The organism is Streptomyces sp. NPDC001714 (assembly GCF_042892755.1).
Classification (GTDB): Bacteria; Actinomycetota; Actinomycetes; order Streptomycetales; family Streptomycetaceae; genus Streptomyces.
The window spans coordinates 451,436-467,483 of sequence record NZ_JBIAUL010000005.1 but is presented as its reverse complement, the minus strand read 5'-3'; the positions used below and the strand labels follow the sequence as shown (position 1 = coordinate 467,483).

Here is a 16,048-nt window from a genome sequence, read left to right as displayed (position 1 = left end):
GCTGGTCGCGCCCACGCGGCGGTAGCCGCATATCGACGGGGCCCCGCGCCCCTGAAGGGGCGCGTCGAGTGGCCGGTACTGTGCAGTAATGGTTCTTCGCTGTGCTCTACTCGACGACTTTCAAGGGGTGGGCGGGGAGTTCGGGGACTGGGCCTCCCTCTCCGGTCGGGTCGAGGTGTTCTCGCTGCGGGAGCATCTCGAGGACGAGGACGAACTCGTCGCGGCTCTCGTCGACTTCGACATCGTCGTCACCCTGCGCGAGCGCGTCGCCTTTCCCGGGTCGCTGCTCGGGCGGCTGCCCCGGCTCCGTCTCCTGATCGCCTCCGGGATGCGCAACAGCGTCATCGACTACGCGGCCGCCGAGGCGCACGGGATCACGGTGTGCGGTACGGAGAGTTCCCCGGCCCCGCCGGTCGAGCTGACCTGGGCGCTGCTGCTGGGGCTGGCCCGGGGAGTGGTCCAGGAGAGCACGGCGCTGCGCGGCGGCGGGCCCTGGCAGTCCACCGTCGGCGCCGACCTGCACGGGCGCCGGCTCGGGCTGCTCGGGCTCGGGAAGATCGGCAGCAGGGTCGCGCGGGTCGGGCTCGCCTTCGGGATGCGGGTCAGCGCCTGGAGTCAGAACCTGACGAAAGAGCGTGCCGAGGAGGTCGGCGCCGACCTCGCGCCGAGCAAGGAGGACCTGCTCGCGACCAGCGACTTCGTCTCGGTCCACCTGGCGCTCGGCGACCGTACCCGAGGGCTGCTCGGCGCCGCCGAACTCGCCCTCCTCAAGCCCACCGCCTACCTCGTCAACACCTCCCGCGCGGCCGTCGTGGACCAGGACGCGCTGCTCGCCGCGCTGCACGAGGGCCGGATCGCGGGCGCCGGTGTCGACGTCTTCGACATCGAACCGCTGCCCGCCGGCCACCCGATGCGCACCGCGCCCCGGCTGCTGGCCACCCCGCACCTCGGATACGTCTCCTACGCCAACTACACGACGTACTACGGCCAGGCCGTGGAGAACATCCGGGCCTTCCTGGCGGGCGCCCCGGTACGGCGGCTGCCTCAGGGGGTGTCCCGAGTCCGGCCCTTGGAGTGATCGTCCGCTGATCGGCGTGACCAGCCGCAGGTCGGGGCGTTGAACGGGGAGTGCGGCGGCTGGTCCTGCCGCCGCACTCCCCGAGCAACAAGAAGGAGAACGTGATGTCTCGCATCGCGAAGGCCGCCGTGGTAGCCCTCGGCACCGGCGCTGTGGTGATCGGCGGGGCCGGCCTGGCCCTGGCCGACGCGGGTGCCAACGCCGAGGCCGCCAGCTCGCCCGGCGTGCTGTCCGGCAACGCCATCGAGGTTCCGGTCAACATCCCGGTGAACCTGTGCGGCGACACCGTCGACGTCGTCGGTCTGCTGAACCCCGCGTTCGCCGGCACCTGCGTCACCGAGGGTCACCTCAAGAGCGGCGACAGCAAGAACGGCGGCTACGGCTCCTGAGCCACCGCTGCGGAGGAGCCCCGGCGCCCTGGGCGCCGGGGCTCCTCCCGTGTCCGGGGCGCCTCAGGCGTACCGGTAGATCCGGCTCACGTCCTCCAGCGACTCGGGGGTGACGTCCCACGGCGGCAGCTTCTCGCCCCGGGCGACGATCCGTTCGTGCTGCGGGTCGCCGGGGCCCGGCGCCTGTGCCGGCAGGTAGCGCTGCCCGCGGTGCCGGGCCTGCCACCGCTGCCACTGGAGGTCGAGGAAGGCGTGGTGGAACCAGAAGACGGGGTCGTTGACGGAGGCGCCGCCGAGCATCGCGCCGCCGACCCAGCGATGCACCCGGTTGTGGTTGTGCCAGGAGGCCTTGCCGCTGCCGGTCCCCCAGCCCTCCAGCCGGTTGCGGAAACCCCGGGTGGCCGTCGAGTCCCAGGGCGGGACGTCGTAGGCGGGGTCGGCCACCGCCCGGTCGAGTTCGGCCCTGGTGGGCAGCTCGATCGGGTCGCGGGCCCGGCCCAGGTCCCGGGCGAGGAACTCGCCGTCGGTGATGCCCTCCCTGATCGTCCAGTGCCCCGCCGCATAGGCGAAAGGACCGGTCATCACCTGCTGGTCGCGGGCCCGGCCGTTCCCGCCGAGCAGGTCCTTCGTCCACGGCACGCCGGACGCCGAACGGTCCCTCGTCCAGTCCCAGTACGGCACCGTCACCGATCCGTCCACCCGGCGCAGGGCCCGTTCCAGGTCGAGCAGGAAGCGGCGGTGCCAGGGCAGGAAGGAGGGCGCCATATGGGCGGCGCGCAGTCCGTCCTCGCCGTCGGGGGTGTAGTAATCGATGTGCGTCCGCACGAACTCGTCGTACTCGCCCCGCCGTTTGACCTCCAGGAACGCCTTCACGAGCCGCCCCCGCTCGGCGGCCGTCAGCCTGCTGACGTCCTTACGCACGTACGCCATGGTCTCCCCCCATGTGCATGTGTCCCCCGCCCGCCGGGCCCGGCGCCGGATCGCGCAGCCGCTGCCCCGGCCCCATCTCGTCGACGGCCGCCCGGGTCGCCGCCAGCGGGGTCGGGTACGAGCTGTAGTGGTCGACCATGCTGAGCCAGCTGCCGTCGGCCCGCCGCATCAGGTGCAGCGGCCGGCCGTCCACGGTGACCTGCCACTCGCCGTCGTCGACGGCCCGCTCGGCCGCCGGTACGAGGGCGCCCCGGATCCGGCGGCCCCGGTAGGTCTCGTCGAAGGAGGTGCCCGCCGGCCCGTCCGCCGGGGGCGCCGGGCGGGAGGCCGCGACGACGGGGGCGAACACCAGCGCGACCACGGAGGCGAACAGCCCGCGCGTCACCTCGCGCCGTGTCCGTCTGCCCGCCCCGGCTCTGCCCGGCTGCCCGGCTCCCGGCTCCGCGCCCACCGCCACACCACCGACTCCGACGACCATGCTCACTCCTCGTACGGTTCACCGACCACTGTCGGTACCGGTAACCGTCCGAGGGGCCGCCCGGTCACCACCGTGCTGCCGTCCGGCGCGGGAACGGGCCGGAAGGGGGGGTACCGCGAGGGAGGTTACTTGCCGGGTCCGGCACCCAGGTCGCCGCCGACGACCGTCTGCAGGACCGGGGCGAGCACCCCGACCTCGGGCATCTTCAGGTGCGGCAGGCCGTAGTGCTGCGGGTCGGGCGCGCTGAGGGGGGCGTCCAGCGCCAGGCCGGGGGTGAGGGTGCGCAGGTCGGAGGCGGGGATGTCGACGCCGACCCGGTCGAAGCCGGCGCCGAGGACGCGCGGGAGCGGCACGCTGAGGCCGACGCCGGGCAGTTGGCCGTTCATCGGCACCTGCGGCAGCGCCCCCTCCGGGATGAGCCGGCCCTCGACGTAGCGCGGTCCCTCGGGGACGCCGGGGATCAGCAGCGGCAGCTCCATGCCGAGCTTGGGCATCTGGATGCCGAGGGACTTCTCCACGCCGTCCAGGGGTACGGGGACGGGGACCCCGCCGGCCGCGACGGCGGGCGTGGCGGCGGCGCCCAGGGCGACGGCGACGCCCGCGACGACGACGGCAAGGGTTCCTCGGGTGGTCGGCTTCATGTCAGGTACGGGCCTTTCGGGATGCGAGAGGAGCGACGTCCGTACCGGGTAACGAGCCGGAATCGGCATCAGTTCACAATTCGCCCGGGTGCAGCATTAGTCCGCTGTTCACCAATCCACTGGTCATCAATCAGCTCATCGGTAATCCGCTTCTCCCGAATTCCGCTGTCCCTTTCTTCGGTTGTTCAGCTGGTCCAGAAATCCCACCAGCGGGTCAGGATCAGCATGCCGACGACCCCGGTGTGCAGCAGCGGCAGCACCCAGGTGAACTCGCCGAGGAACTCCCGCAGCCACCGCGGCGCGGGCAGGAACCGGTGGCGTACGGCGAAGGAGGTGACGTACCAGAACAGGACGATGGTGGCGACCCATGCCAGGCAGCACCACAGGCACAGCGCGTTGATCCGGTACAGCGACTCGAACTGGAGCCAGGACACGAACCCGATGCCGAACGCACAGCCGGCGTCGAAGGCCAGCCAGTACCAGGCGGGGAAGCGGGCGCCGGCCAGCAGGCTCACGCCGACGCAGATCACGACGGGGTAGGACACCAGGCCCAGCATCGGGTTGGGGAACCCGAACGCCGAGGCCTGGGCGCTCTTCATCACGCTGCCGCAGGACACCACCGGGTTGAGGCTGCACCCGGGCACGAAGCGCGGGTTCTCCAGCAGCTTGAACTTGTCGAGGGTGATGACCCAGGAGGCCAGCAGTCCGGCCGCCCCCGCGACCACCGTCAGCAGCGCGAACCCCCGCCGGGCGCCCGCGGTCCTGACCATCAGCCGCGCAGGCTGCGAGCCGGCAGCACGACGTGCGCGGCGGCCGTCAGGGTCTCCTCGGCCCCGGCGAAGTCCTTCAGCGCCTCGGGGGTGACGGGCTTGCCGGGCTCGCCCTCGGGCCACGGGCGGGTGGTGAACACCAGGTAGGCGTAGCCGCGTTCGCCGACCGCGGCGAGCCACTCCGCGGGCGCGGGGCACTGGGCGTTGAGCGGGGCCAGGCTGAGGACGGCCTGGCCGGCCTCGACGAGCAGGGTGACGGGCAGGCTGGGCCGGGCGGTGCCGTCGACGAGGTCGCCGCCGACCGGCAGTCCGTTGTTCTCCAGCAGCGTCTCGATCGCCGTCGCGGTGGCCTCGGGGCCGCTCTCGGCGTCACCGAGGGAGTAGGCCAGCAGATAGGGCATGTCGCTGCCGTCGGGGGCCTCGCCGCTCCAGGCCAGCACGACGAGCGTGCCGAGGTCGGCGAGGCGGAACGGGCGGGTTTCGCTTGGGGTTGAGGTCACCGCGCGACCCTATCGACGGGCCGTGGGACGGCCGGGTGCCCGCTCACCCGACCGGCGGACGCCGGCGGACCGGGCCACACGAACGAGGGACACCCCTCGGTGTCCCTCGAACAACGCCCCTCGAACGGCCCCTGTGCACTCCCGGCCCGTCGCGGCTCAGCTCTGCAGCGGCAGACCGCCCAGCAGCGGGTTGTGCTGGTTGAGGGCGGCGGCCGCGGTCTTGACCGTGTTGAGCGGCGAGCGCTTGTTCTCGGTGTCGAGCGCGTTCGACTGGTGCCGCAGCGGCATCGCCTGGTTCAGGTCCAGGCCGTCCTTGGTGAGCGTGTTCACAGCGCCGTTGAGGCTGGTGGGCGTGAGGTCGGCGGTGTTGTAGGCGAACGCGGGCGCGGCGACGCCGACGAGAGCCACGGAACCGGCGACGACGGCGACGGCCTTCAGCGACTTCATCATGTTCCTTTCTTCGGCGACTTTCGGCAACGCAAGCCGCCCGGGGGAATTCCGACGCCATGCCCAACGATGCCCCGGCGGACCGGAAACCCCGGTTTCGGAAGACATATGAGATCCCGTGAACACCGGCCGCCCGGGCGCGGTTCGGGGAGAGGCCGGAAAAAACGGACCGGCCGTCCGCCCGCGGGGTGCGCGGGCGGACGGCCGGCCGAAAGGAACGGACGCCGCGTCAGTCGCTGACGCAGGTGTTGCCGAAGCCGGGGTTCAGCAGGCCGATCACGTCGATGGTGTCGCCGCAGACGTTGAGCGGCACGTGGATCGGAACCTCGATCACGTTGCCCGACAGCACGCCCGGGGAGTGGGCGGCGGCGCTGTTCGCGCCGCTGTCGGCGGCAGCCGCACCGGCACCGCCGGCGACGGCCGCGACGGCGGCGGTGGACAGGACCAGGCCCTTCGCGATACGCGACATGGAGAGGTCTCCTTGGGGTCGAAACAAACATTCGGGCGGATGCCCAGCGCTGTGTCAACGCGTGGCGCCGTCCCGGGTTGTGCCGCCAATGGAGTGATCTACGGGGAGCCACCTTCACGACTCCGACACACATGCCCGGTTTTGACGGATTAATACGGATAGCGACTAGAGTTGCGAACCTCCGACTTACCCGTATTGACATCACATCGCACTCTTCCCGCCTCCCTGTCCGCCCCTCCTCTCCCCGAAAGAGCGAAGCCGGTCATGCGCATTCCCCTGGGCCCGCTGCTGTGCCGTGCGTCGACCTGCGCGCGGCTGTACCGGGGCGGCAGTCTGCTGGCCGGCGAGCAGAAGCCGGCCGCGGACGACGGCCGGGTGCTGATCACCGAACCCGGTGGCGCCTACAAGGAGTTGCCCGCCGACACGGTCGTGGGCCACCGCACGGGCCGCGGCGCCGACGCCTTCCAGGCCTCGGCGGACGTGACCGAGCTGGTCCGCTCCGGCGGATCAGGACTGTGCACGGTCGGCCAGGTGAACACGGCCGCGGGACGGTCCGGGGCCGGTGCCCGGTGCGGCTGGACGCTGGTGGTGGCGTACGAGGACCCGGCGCAGCCGCTGCGTACGCTCTCCCTCCGGGACGGCTTCGACTCCCTCGACGCACCGGCCGACATACGGCTGAACGGGCTACACGCCCCGCGTGGCGCCGACGGCCGCGTGGGTCCGGTGGCCTACAACGGCGACCGGGGCCGCACCGGCGACTCGCTCACCTACACCACCGCCGGCCACGCACCCGTCCCGCTCCAGGGCTCCGCCGACCCGGCCGACGACGTACTCAACTCCACGGTCAACGAACCCGGCCCGGTACGCGCCCGGCGTGAGCCCGCGTACGCCAACACGCTCGGCTACGACTCGGATGTGTTCGATCTAGGTACTGGTCTCGCCGAGGGCGGTGACCAGCTGACCTTTCGGCTCGTTTCCCAGCGCGACGCGGCGTGGGCGGGCGCGCTCTTCGCCGCCGTGGACGCGCGGTAGTACGCCGCGTCCCCGCCCGCAGTCCCGAGCGCGCCCCCCGTGAGCGAGGAATCCGCGTATGCACCGATCAGCCACCGACCCTCGGCCACGGGTCCTCCACCTGGCGCAACCCGTCGAGGGCGGAGTGGCCGGGGTCGTCCTGGACCTGGCGAAGGCCCAGCTCACGGCCGGTCTGCGGGTCACGGTGGCCTGCCCCGGAGGTGAACTGGCCGAGCGCGCGCGGGCCCTGGGCGCCGAGGTGCGCGGGTGGCGCGCCGACCGCTCCCCGGGCGCCGGTCTCCCGGACGAGGTACGACGCCTCGGCCGGCTGCTGGAGGAGGTACGGCCCGCACTGGTGCACGCGCACAGCGCGAAGGCGGGCCTCGCCGGACGGCTCGCCGTGCGCGGGCGCGTCCCGACCCTGTTCCAGCCGCACGCCTGGTCCTTCGAGGCGGTCGGCGGCGCCACCGCCGCGCTGGCGCTGAGGTGGGAGCGGTGGGGCGCGCGCTGGGCGCACCGGGTGGTGTGCGTCAGCGAGGCCGAGCGCACGACCGGCGTGCACGCCGGGATCCGCGCCCGGTACACGGTCGTCCCGAACGGCATCGACACCGAGCACTTCACCCCGGGACCGTTCACCCCGGGCGAGCGGCTCGCCGGGGCTCCCCTGGTCGTCTGTGTCGGGCGGCTGTGCCGGCAGAAGGGCCAGGACGTGCTGCTGCGGGCCTGGCCCGAGGTGCTGCGCCGGGTGCCGGACGCCCGGCTGGCGCTGGTCGGCGACGGACCCGACCGGGACGCGCTGCGCCGGCTCGCCGCCGCCGCCGCCTCCGCCTCCGCCTCCGCTTCCGCCTCGGTCGAGTTCGTGGGCCCCGTCGCGGATGTCCGCCCCTGGTACCGGGCCGCCGACCTGGTGGTGCTGCCCTCACGCTGGGAGGGCATGGCGCTCGCCCCGCTGGAGGCGCTGGCCTGCGGGCGGCCGGTGCTGGTCACCGATGTCGACGGCGCCCGCGAGAGCCTGCCGCCCGGCCACGCGGCGCACTGCCTGGTCCCGCCGGGGCGGCCGGGCGCGCTGGCCGGGGCCGTCGCCGCGCTGCTCCTCGACCCGGAGCTGCGCGCCTCGCTCGGCGACCAGGGGCGCCGGCACGTCCTGTCCACGCACGATGTGCGGCGCACGGCGGAGGCGGTCGCGGAGCTGTACCGCGAACTCCTCGGCGGGCGGCCGCTGGTGTCCTTCGAGCGCAGGGAGTCCATCCACTCGTGACCGCGGAAAGCACCGTCCCCTCCCCCGGCGCGCAGCCCCGGGACCACGGACTCTCGCCCGTCTCCGTCCTGCCGCCACGCACCGCCGGCGGCTTCCGGTTCCCGCTGCGGCGGCCGCCCGCGCGGCCCGCCTCCCCGGTGCCGCTGCTCGCCGCCGACCTGTGCGCCGCGCTGCTCGGCGCGGCCGCCCTCGACGAGGCCGTCCACCGGCCCGTCCTGGTCGGACTGCTGTTGGCCGGGGCGATACTGCTGCGTCCGCAGACCATCCGGCGGATGACCGGGATCCTGGACGAACTCCCGGCCGTCTGCGGCCGGATCGCCGTCGTCTGGCTGGGCCTGGCGGCGGCCGTCGCCGCCTGGCACCCGGACCGCGCGCTGTCCGTCCGCGTCCTGCTGCTCGGCTTCGCCCTGCACGCGGCGGCGGCCGGCGCGGGCCGCGGCCTGGTGCACTGGCGGCGCCGCCTGGCCCTGCTGCGCCGGCCGCGCGCCGCCCTGGTCATCGGCCCGGCCGCCCCCGCCCAGCGGGTCGCCGCCGCCGTGCTGCGCCACCCGGGCTGCGGAGTGCGCCCGGTCGGCGTCGTCGCCGAACACCCCGAGGGCCCCGAGGGCCTGCCCGTGCTGACCACCGGCGAGGAGGTCGAGCGGGCCCTGATCCAGAACGGGGTCCGGGCCGTCCTCACCGTCCACCCCGCCGTCCGCACCGAACAGGGCCCGCTGCTGCGGGCGCTGGCCGAGTCGGGCTGCGTGGTGTGGGAGGTCGACGCGGACTCACCGGCGTACGAGATGCGCGACCAGCTCGCCGGGTTCTCCTGCCGCCGGCTGGAGATGGGCTCGCGGCGGCGCGGCAGCATCGGCAAACGGATCCTGGACATCGCCGTCTCCGGAGCGGCGCTGGTGCTGGCCGGACCGCTGCTGCTGGTCTGCGCGACGGTGCTGCGGATCACCGACGGGCCGGGAGTCGTCTTCCGGCAGGAGCGGATCGGCAAGGACGGCCGCCCCTTCACCCTGCTGAAGCTGCGCACCCACCGCCCGGTCGACGAGCACGAGGCCGCCACCCGCTGGAGCGTGGCCGGAGAGATCAAGATGAGCCGCTTCTGCCGCTTCCTGCGCCAGACGTCCCTGGACGAGCTGCTCCAGCTGTGGAACGTGCTCTGGGGCGACATGAGCCTGGTCGGCCCGCGCCCCGAACGGCCTTACTTCGTCGGCCAGTTCAGCCAGACCTACCCGGGCTACGCGGCCCGCCACCGGATGCAGACCGGCATCACAGGACTCGCCCAGATCAACGGGCTGCGCGGCGACACCTCCATCGAGGACCGGGCCCGCTTCGACAACGCCTACATCGACAACTGGTCGCTGTGGCAGGACGTCTGCATCCTGCTGCGCACCGCGGCCGCGCTCGTGCGCTCGACGGGGAGCTGAGGGATGAGCTTCGCACTGTCGCCCACCAGGCCGCTGCGGCTGCCGCCGGTGCTGGCCGCGGTCGCCGTACTCGCGGTCCTCGCGCTGCCGCTCGCCCCGGGCGGCGAGGAGGGCGGGGCCGGACCCGCCGATGCGGTGTCCGCCCTCGTGGTGCTGTACGCCGCGCTGCGCACGCTGCGGGAGCGGCGGCGCCCGCTGTCCGCCACGGCCGTGCTGGTGCTCGGCATGCCGGTGGTGGGACTGGCCGTCGCGGCGATGGGCGCGGCCTCGCCGGGCGCCGGGCTGACCGGCCTCGGCCGCTACCTCCAGGTGTTCGTCCTGGTCCCCGCCGCCGTCGTGCTGCTGGTCCGGGACCGCGCCGACTTCCGGTTGCTGGCCTGGTCGTTCGTGGGGCTCGCGGTCTGGCAGGGCGCGGTCGGAGTGCACCAGTACGTCACCGGGACCGGGGCGTCGTACCAGGGCGAGGAGATCCGCGCGGTCGGCACGTTCGGGTCGCAGGACGTGATGGGCATGGCGACGGTGGTGTCGTTCGGCTTGGTCTGCGCGCTCGGGCTGGCGCTCGGGCGCTCTCCGGTACGGCAGCGGGTGGCGGCGGGGGCGTGCGCGCTCGGGCTGCTGCTGCCGCTGGCCCTCTCCTTCAGCCGGGGCGCCTGGATCGCGACGGTCCTCACCTGCGGTGTGCAGCTCGCCCTGGCCGGGCTGCGGCGCGCGCTGAAGGTGGCGGCGGTCGCGGTCGCGGCCGGCGTGGTGCTGGTGGGGGGCTTCGGGGTCGGTACGGCCATGCTCCAGGAGCGGCTCAGCAGCATCGGGCAGGTCACGGACGCGCCGGACCAGTCGGTGGTCGACCGGTACACGTTGTGGGCGGCGGCGACGGGGATGTGGCGGGAGCACCCGGTGACCGGCGTCGGCCTGAAGAACTTCCCGGCGAACCGGGACGCGCACGCCTCGCTGGCGCTGTCGTCCGGGAGCGACACGGAGGGGGCGGGGACGGCGTACCGGAAGCAGCCGCTGCTGTCGCCGCACAACATGTACCTGCTGGTGCTCAGCGAGCAGGGGCTGCTCGGGCTGCTGGCGCTGGCGGGCGCCTGGGTGGCGCTGCTGGTGTGCGGGTTGCGGGGGCTGTGGCGGGTGCGTGCCGGTGACGGTCTCGACTGTGCGCTGGTGGGGTGCGGGTTGCTGATCTGGCAGCTCGTGGACTTCGCGTACGCCGATATCGGGGGGCCGTCGACGGTTCTCACGGCGGTGGTGTTCGGGGCGGTGGCCTGGTGGGCGTTGGTGGGGACGGAGCGGGACGAGAAGGCTGCGGCGCGGTGACGGTGACGCCTTCTCAGGCTTCGGGGGTGGAGGGGCCGGAAGTCGGCTGCGGGCCGGTGGGGACTGGTCGCGCCCCCGCGGCGGAGCCGCAAGTGGCACAGCCCCGCGCCCCTGGGGAAGTTGCCGAGCCCGGCGTCGAGAACTCACCCCCCACTCGTGGATTCCTCGCCAGGGCCGCTCTCGGTACCGCCGTCTTCTCCGTGCTCGGGTCGCTGCTCGGGCTGATCCGCGACCAGTCGCTGGCGCGGCTGTTCGGGGCCGGGCGGGACACCGACGCATTTCTCGTGGCGTGGACCGTGCCCGAGTTCGCGGCGACGCTGCTGATCGAGGACGGGCTGGCGTTCGCCCTCGTGCCCGCGTTCAGCGTGGCCCTCGCCCGGCGGACGCAGGGGGTGCCCGGCGATCCCGTCCGGGCCCTCGTCGCCGGGACGCTGCCCAAGCTGGCCCTCGCCTTCGCCGGGGTCGGCGCCCTGCTGATCGGCGGTGCCCCGCAGCTCGTCGAGGTGCTCGCGCCCGGGCTCCGGGACCCCGCGCTGGCCGTCGGCTGCACCCGGCTCACCGCCACCTGTGTGCTGAGCTTCGGGCTGGCCGGGTACTGCAGTGCCGCCCTCCGCGCGCACCGGCGCTTCCTCGCCCCGGCCGCGATCTACGTCGCCTACAACGCCGGCATCATCACGGCGATGTTCGCGCTCGGCGGCCACTGGGGCGTGCGGTCGGCGGCGTTCGGGGTGGCGGCCGGGGGCGCCCTGATGGTCGCCGTACAGCTTCCCTCGCTGCTGCGGCAGTTGCGGCACAAGCCGAAGGCGCGGGAGAGGACGGCCGGCACCGAGGAGCGGCCCCTGAACGTGGCGCTGATGGCCACCGTGCTGCTGTTCGCGCTGTGCCGGCAGTCGCAGGTGCTGATCGAGCGGTTCCTCGCCTCGCACCTGCACTCCGGGGCCATCTCGCACCTCAACTACGCGCAGAAGGTCGCGCAGATCCCGATGACGATGTCGATGATGCTGTGCACGGTCACCTTCCCGGTGGTGGCCCGGGCCCTGGCCGAGGGCGACACCGAACGGGCCCGGAGCCGGGTCGAGCGGGATCTGTCGGTGGCCGCGAGCGTGGTGCTGCTCGGCACCGCCGTGGTCGTGGCCTGTGCGCCGCAGCTCGTCCACCTGCTGTTCCAGCGCGGGGCGTTCACCGCCGCGGACACCGCCGCCACGGCCGGGGTGATGCGCGTCTACGCGCTCGGGCTGCTCGGGCAGACCCTGGTCGGGGTGCTGGTCCGCTCCTACTTCTCGGCGGGCCGCGCCACCTGGTACCCGGTGGGCGCCATGGCCGCCGGGATCGTGGTGACCTCCTGGATCGGGGCCATGGCGGTGGGCCCGTACGGCGTCACCGGCATCGCCGCCGCCAACGCCGCCGGCATCACCGCCACCGCCGTGCTCCTGCTGGCCGGCACGGGCCCGCGCAGCGTCCCGATCCGTACCCGGCGGGTGCTCGTCGAGCTGAGCCGGCCGGTGCGGGCGGCGGCCGTCGCGACCCTGGTCGGGGTCTTCGTCGCCGCGCACCCGGCGAACCCGTTCACCGGTCTGGCCGCCGGCGCCACGACCGTCACCGTCCTCTTCGTCCTGCTCGGCTGGGCCCTGGACGCCCAGGGCTTCGCACCCGCACTCCGTTCCGTAGCCACCGTCACCCGAAGGCTCGCGCATGCCGTCTTCCATTGAGTCCGCCGAGAGGGCCGGACGCGTCACCGGCCCGGTCCCCTGGGTCGCCATGTACCACTCCGTGGGCGACTGTTCCGACGACCCGTACCGCGTCACCGTCTCCCCCGGGCGTCTGGAGAAGCAGCTGAGCTGGCTGCGCCGGCGGCGGCTGCGCGGGGTGTCGGTCGCCGGGCTGCTCGCCGCCCGGGCCCGCGGCGAGGGGCGCCGGCTGGTGGCGCTGACCTTCGACGACGGGTACGCCGACTTCCTGGACCACGCCCTGCCCCTCCTCGACCGCTGGGGCTGCGGCGCCACCCTCTTCGTACTGCCCGGACGGCTCGGCGGCGACAACGCCTGGGACCCGCTGGGCCCGCGCAAGCCGCTGCTGACCGCCGACGGGATCCGGCGGGCGGCCGGCAGCGGGGTGGAGATCGGTTCGCACGGGCTCACCCACGTCGACCTGACGAAGGCCGACGCGGAGACCCTGCGGGCCGAGACCGCCGGCAGCCGGGCGCTGATCGAGGAGCTGATCCAGGCCCCCGTCGAGGGCTTCTGCTACCCCTACGGCACCGTCGACCAGCGCGCCGTCGACGCCGTGCGGGACGCCGGATACGGCTACGCCTGCGCCATCGACCCGGGCCCGCTGGGCAGCCCGCACGCCCTGCCCCGCGTGCACATCGGGGAGAACGACCACGCCGCCCGCCTGTTCCTGAAGTACCGGCTGCACCGGCTGCGCCGCCGTCCCGTCCAGGGGCTGTGAGATGAAGGCCCTTCACGTCATCACAGGCCTCGGGATCGGCGGCGCGGAGCAGCAACTGCGGCTGCTGCTGCGGCACCTGCCGGTCTCCTGCGATGTCGTCACGCTCACCAACCCGGGGCCGGTCGCGCACGGGCTGGCCGCGGACGGGGTGCGGGTGGTCCATCTGGGGATGGCCGGGAACCGGGACCTGGCCGCGCTGCCCCGCCTGGTCCGGCTGATCCGCCGGGGCCGCTACGACCTCGTCCACACCCACCTCTACCGGGCCTGTCTCTACGGCCGGATCGCCGCGCGCCTCGCGGGGGTCCGGGCCGTCGTCGCCACCGAGCACTCGCTCGGCGACTCGCAGATGGAGGGGCGTGAACTGACGTCCGGCGTGCGGGCGCTGTACCTGGCGGGTGAGCGGCTCGGGCGGTCCACGGTGGCCGTCTCGCCGACCGTCGCCGAGCGGCTGCGCCGGTGGGGGGTGCCGGGCCCGCGGATCGAGGTCGTCCCGAACGGCATCGACCTGGACCGGTTCGGCTTCGACCCCGCCCGGCGCCGGCGCGTCCGCGACCGCCTCGGCATCCCGCAGGACGCCTGGGTCGTCGGGGCCGTGGGGCGGCTCGCGCCCGGCAAACGGTTCGGCGTCCTGGTCGAGGCCCTCGCCCGGCTCCCCGGCGACTGCAGGCTGCTGCTGGTGGGCGGCGGCCCGGAGGAGGACGCCCTGCGCCGCACCGCGCGGGAGGCCGGGGTCGCCGGCCGGGTGCTGTTCGCGGGCGAGCGGCCCTACGCCTCCGACAGCGCGCGCGACCCCGATCTGCCCGCCCTCACCTCCGCCATGGACGTGTTCGCCTCGCCCTCCGCCGAGGAGGCCTTCGGCCTCGCGGTCGTCGAGGCGCTGGCCGCCGGACTGCCCGTGCTCTACAGCTCCTGCCCGGCCGTCGAGGACCTGCCGCCCGCCGCCGCCCCGGGCGCCCGCCGCGTCGCGAGCGGCGCCGACGCCTACGCCGAGGCGCTGGCCGCCGCCCGCGCCGCCGGACCCGGCCCGCGCAGCGCGCCGGACGCCGCCCGTCATTACTGCATCACCCGCAGCGCCGCCCAGCTCATGGACGTCTACGCGGCCGCACTCGCCACCACACCTCAGGGAGCCAGTACGCCATGACCGAGAACACCGTCCGAACACCCCGCTCGTTCCCGCGCGCGGTCCCGCCCTGGTCGCTGCTGGCGGCCGGGGTCCTCGCCGGCGGGCTGCTGGGCGGCGCCTACGGCGTGCTGACGCCGCCCACCTACACGGCGACCGCCTACGTCATCGCCGTCACCGCCGACAAGTCCGACACCGCGTCCGCGCAGGGGTTCGCGCAGGCCTACGGCCGGGTCGCCACCCAGCTCGCGGTGCTCGGGGACGCCCAGATGTGGGCCGGGGTGCCGCTGAAGACGCTGCAGAGCAGTGTGCAGACGGAGACCTCGCCGGACGCGCCGATGGTCGCCGTCTCGGCCACCTCGTCGCACGCCCTCCAGGCCACCGACATGGCGAACGCGGTGGCCCGCTCGCTCATCCAGCACGCCAACGACACCAAGAGCGAGACGAACGTCGAACTCCTCCCGTTCTCCCGGGCGCCGAAGCCGACCGCGCCGACCTCCGCGTCCTCCAAGGTGACCGGTCTGGTGGGCGCGAGCGCGGGCGGGCTGCTCGGCGGTCTGGTGCTCCTGGTCCGGCCCCGGCGCCGGGTGGAGGAGTCGGCCGTGCAGGCCTCGGTGCCCGGTCCGGCCGTCGCCGCCGACGTACACGGACAGCTGTGACGACGACGGCGCACCCGACGCTCGCCGCGTACACCACCGAACTCGTCACCGACGAGCGCGCCTTCGCCGAGCTGGCCCCGGCCTGGGGCCGCCTGCACCGGCGGTGCGGCACGGCCACCCCGTTCCAGAGCCACGCCTGGCTGCACTCCTGGTGGCGCTCGTACGGGGTCCCGGGCCGGCTCCGCCTCGTCCTGGTGCGCTACGGCGGTGAGCTGGTCGGCGCGGCCCCGCTGACGCTGGTGCACCGGCCGCTGCCCACGCTGGTGCCGCTCGGCGGGGCGATCTCGGACTACGCGGACGTGCTGCTCGCCGACGCCGACGACGGCCGGGTGGCGGGCGCCCTCACCCAGGAGCTGGCGGACGCGGCCCGGACGGCGCTGATCGACTTCCGCGAGGTGCGGCCCGGCGGCGCGGCGGAGCGGGTCTACGACCGCTGGCGCGGGCCGTGCCGGAAGGTGCCCGACTCGGTGTGCCTGGAACTGCCGGCCGTTTCGATGGACGAGCTGGTCGCCCGGCTGCCCTCGAACAAGGCCCAGCGGGTCCGTGCCAAGCTGCGCAAGCTGGGCTCGCTCGGGGTACGCCGGGACGTCGTGCCGCCCGACGGGGTGGACGCGGCGCTGCGCCGCCTCCTCGACCTGCACCGGCTCCAGTGGCAGGGGCGGAAGGTGACCACCGAGCACCTCCAGCCCCGGTTCCAGGAGCATCTGGTGCGCTCGGTGGGGCCGATGGTGCGGTCCGGGGACGCGGTGGTCACCGAGTTCCGGCTCGACGACGAGGTGGTGGCCGTCGACCTGACCCTGCTGTCGCCGAGTCTCGCCGGCGGCTATCTGTACGGGGCGCATCCCCGGCTGCGGGAGCGCAAGGCGGACGTGGCGGTGATGCTCCTGGACGCCTGTACGCAGCACACCGGCGCCGGTGAGCGGGGCGCGCTGAGCCTGCTGCGCGGCGACGAGCCGTACAAGCACCACTGGCGGCCCCTGCCGGTCGTCAACCAGCGGCTGCTGCTGGCCCGGCGGCGCACCGCACCGCTGCTGACGGCGGCGCTGTGCGACGCCGCCGCCCGGCAGCGGATCAAGGAGGTGCGGCAACGGTGGAAGGAGCGCCGGCAGGAGTAGGGG

General features: G+C 74.2%; 17 protein-coding genes and 1 pseudogene. 11 read left to right on the top strand and 7 right to left on the bottom strand.

The features are described from left to right. Positions 1 to 88: 88 nt before the first annotated feature. Both ACFY0P_RS16340 and ACFY0P_RS16335 read left to right on the top strand, forming a co-directional pair. The gene (locus ACFY0P_RS16340; protein ID WP_388912526.1) at positions 89 to 1,078 is read left to right on the top strand and encodes a D-2-hydroxyacid dehydrogenase family protein; all 990 of its coding nucleotides are present in this window, start codon (positions 89 to 91) and stop codon (positions 1,076 to 1,078) included. Between the two features lie 104 nt (positions 1,079 to 1,182). Beyond that, entirely contained in the window at positions 1,183 to 1,467 is a 285-nt protein-coding gene (locus ACFY0P_RS16335) for a chaplin (RefSeq protein WP_388912523.1), read from the top strand. A gap of 63 nt (positions 1,468 to 1,530) precedes the next feature. Here ACFY0P_RS16335 and ACFY0P_RS16330 read toward each other — a convergent pair whose 3' ends face one another. The 7 genes from ACFY0P_RS16330 to ACFY0P_RS16300 form a co-directional block, all read right to left on the bottom strand. Further along, the gene (locus tag ACFY0P_RS16330; protein ID WP_388912520.1) at positions 1,531 to 2,397 is read right to left on the bottom strand and encodes a tyrosinase family protein; all 867 of its coding nucleotides are present in this window, start codon (positions 2,395 to 2,397) and stop codon (positions 1,531 to 1,533) included. Next, positions 2,381 to 2,875 carry a tyrosinase cofactor gene (locus tag ACFY0P_RS16325; protein WP_388912518.1) on the bottom strand — a complete coding sequence of 165 codons (495 nt, stop codon included), beginning with the start codon at positions 2,873 to 2,875 and terminating at the stop codon, positions 2,381 to 2,383. The genes ACFY0P_RS16330 and ACFY0P_RS16325 overlap by 17 nt, the downstream gene beginning before the upstream one ends. A 125-nt stretch (positions 2,876 to 3,000) precedes the next feature. After that, positions 3,001 to 3,516, bottom strand: coding sequence for a hypothetical protein (locus tag ACFY0P_RS16320; RefSeq protein ID WP_388912515.1), 516 nt, complete (start codon positions 3,514 to 3,516; stop codon positions 3,001 to 3,003). A 185-nt stretch (positions 3,517 to 3,701) separates the two neighbouring features. Continuing rightward, positions 3,702 to 4,286 (bottom strand): vitamin K epoxide reductase family protein, encoded by a 585-nt coding sequence (locus tag ACFY0P_RS16315; RefSeq protein WP_388912513.1) that lies wholly within the window; start codon positions 4,284 to 4,286, stop codon positions 3,702 to 3,704. After that, complete coding sequence (locus tag ACFY0P_RS16310) at positions 4,286 to 4,786, bottom strand: DUF5949 family protein (protein WP_388912510.1); 501 nt, start codon at positions 4,784 to 4,786, stop codon at positions 4,286 to 4,288. Before ACFY0P_RS16310 ends, ACFY0P_RS16315 begins: the two co-directional genes overlap by 1 nt. Before the next feature lie 156 nt (positions 4,787 to 4,942). Then, entirely contained in the window at positions 4,943 to 5,233 is a 291-nt protein-coding gene (locus ACFY0P_RS16305; RefSeq protein WP_388912832.1) for a hypothetical protein, read from the bottom strand. Positions 5,234 to 5,462: 229 nt separating this feature from the next. Then, positions 5,463 to 5,702, bottom strand: coding sequence for a chaplin (locus tag ACFY0P_RS16300; protein WP_388912507.1), 240 nt, complete (start codon positions 5,700 to 5,702; stop codon positions 5,463 to 5,465). A gap of 264 nt (positions 5,703 to 5,966) precedes the next feature. Here ACFY0P_RS16300 and ACFY0P_RS16295 point away from each other — a divergent pair. The 9 genes and pseudogenes from ACFY0P_RS16295 to ACFY0P_RS16255 form a co-directional block, all read left to right on the top strand. Continuing rightward, a pseudogene (locus tag ACFY0P_RS16295) lies at positions 5,967 to 6,734 on the top strand (DUF3344 domain-containing protein); the annotation flags it as partial. A gap of 58 nt (positions 6,735 to 6,792) precedes the next feature. Beyond that, positions 6,793 to 7,971 (top strand): glycosyltransferase, encoded by a 1,179-nt coding sequence (locus ACFY0P_RS16290; RefSeq protein ID WP_388912504.1) that lies wholly within the window; start codon positions 6,793 to 6,795, stop codon positions 7,969 to 7,971. Then, positions 7,968 to 9,389, top strand: coding sequence for an exopolysaccharide biosynthesis polyprenyl glycosylphosphotransferase (locus ACFY0P_RS16285; RefSeq protein ID WP_388912501.1), 1,422 nt, complete (start codon positions 7,968 to 7,970; stop codon positions 9,387 to 9,389). Before ACFY0P_RS16290 ends, ACFY0P_RS16285 begins: the two co-directional genes overlap by 4 nt. A gap of 3 nt (positions 9,390 to 9,392) precedes the next feature. Beyond that, positions 9,393 to 10,703: an O-antigen ligase family protein gene (locus tag ACFY0P_RS16280; protein WP_388912498.1), complete on the top strand. Its 1,311-nt coding sequence runs from the start codon at positions 9,393 to 9,395 to the stop codon at positions 10,701 to 10,703. Beyond that, positions 10,700 to 12,412 carry a murein biosynthesis integral membrane protein MurJ gene (gene murJ / locus ACFY0P_RS16275; protein WP_388912495.1) on the top strand — a complete coding sequence of 571 codons (1,713 nt, stop codon included), beginning with the start codon at positions 10,700 to 10,702 and terminating at the stop codon, positions 12,410 to 12,412. The genes ACFY0P_RS16280 and murJ overlap by 4 nt, the downstream gene beginning before the upstream one ends. Beyond that, positions 12,396 to 13,151 carry a polysaccharide deacetylase family protein gene (locus ACFY0P_RS16270; RefSeq protein ID WP_388912492.1) on the top strand — a complete coding sequence of 252 codons (756 nt, stop codon included), beginning with the start codon at positions 12,396 to 12,398 and terminating at the stop codon, positions 13,149 to 13,151. Before murJ ends, ACFY0P_RS16270 begins: the two co-directional genes overlap by 17 nt. A 1-nt stretch (position 13,152) precedes the next feature. Then, positions 13,153 to 14,292: a glycosyltransferase gene (locus ACFY0P_RS16265; RefSeq protein WP_388912490.1), complete on the top strand. Its 1,140-nt coding sequence runs from the start codon at positions 13,153 to 13,155 to the stop codon at positions 14,290 to 14,292. Next, a complete protein-coding gene (locus ACFY0P_RS16260) occupies positions 14,289 to 14,930 on the top strand; it encodes a lipopolysaccharide biosynthesis protein (RefSeq protein WP_388912487.1) in 642 nt (213 codons plus the stop codon). Before ACFY0P_RS16265 ends, ACFY0P_RS16260 begins: the two co-directional genes overlap by 4 nt. Next, the gene (locus ACFY0P_RS16255) at positions 14,927 to 16,045 is read left to right on the top strand and encodes a GNAT family N-acetyltransferase (RefSeq protein ID WP_388912484.1); all 1,119 of its coding nucleotides are present in this window, start codon (positions 14,927 to 14,929) and stop codon (positions 16,043 to 16,045) included. Before ACFY0P_RS16260 ends, ACFY0P_RS16255 begins: the two co-directional genes overlap by 4 nt. Positions 16,046 to 16,048 lie beyond the last annotated feature (3 nt).

Coding starts and splice junctions, on each gene's coding strand:
- ACFY0P_RS16340 (WP_388912526.1), top strand. CDS start 89: ATGGTTCTTCGCTGTGCTCTACTCGACGACTTTCAAGGGGTGGGCGGG.
- ACFY0P_RS16335 (WP_388912523.1), top strand. CDS start 1,183: ATGTCTCGCATCGCGAAGGCCGCCGTGGTAGCCCTCGGCACCGGCGCT.
- ACFY0P_RS16330 (WP_388912520.1), bottom strand. CDS start 2,397: ATGGCGTACGTGCGTAAGGACGTCAGCAGGCTGACGGCCGCCGAGCGG.
- ACFY0P_RS16325 (WP_388912518.1), bottom strand. CDS start 2,875: ATGGTCGTCGGAGTCGGTGGTGTGGCGGTGGGCGCGGAGCCGGGAGCC.
- ACFY0P_RS16320 (WP_388912515.1), bottom strand. CDS start 3,516: ATGAAGCCGACCACCCGAGGAACCCTTGCCGTCGTCGTCGCGGGCGTC.
- ACFY0P_RS16315 (WP_388912513.1), bottom strand. CDS start 4,286: ATGGTCAGGACCGCGGGCGCCCGGCGGGGGTTCGCGCTGCTGACGGTG.
- ACFY0P_RS16305 (WP_388912832.1), bottom strand. CDS start 5,233: ATGAAGTCGCTGAAGGCCGTCGCCGTCGTCGCCGGTTCCGTGGCTCTC.
- ACFY0P_RS16300 (WP_388912507.1), bottom strand. CDS start 5,702: ATGTCGCGTATCGCGAAGGGCCTGGTCCTGTCCACCGCCGCCGTCGCG.
- ACFY0P_RS16290 (WP_388912504.1), top strand. CDS start 6,793: ATGCACCGATCAGCCACCGACCCTCGGCCACGGGTCCTCCACCTGGCG.
- ACFY0P_RS16280 (WP_388912498.1), top strand. CDS start 9,393: ATGAGCTTCGCACTGTCGCCCACCAGGCCGCTGCGGCTGCCGCCGGTG.
- ACFY0P_RS16270 (WP_388912492.1), top strand. CDS start 12,396: ATGCCGTCTTCCATTGAGTCCGCCGAGAGGGCCGGACGCGTCACCGGC.
- ACFY0P_RS16265 (WP_388912490.1), top strand. CDS start 13,153: ATGAAGGCCCTTCACGTCATCACAGGCCTCGGGATCGGCGGCGCGGAG.
- ACFY0P_RS16260 (WP_388912487.1), top strand. CDS start 14,289: ATGACCGAGAACACCGTCCGAACACCCCGCTCGTTCCCGCGCGCGGTC.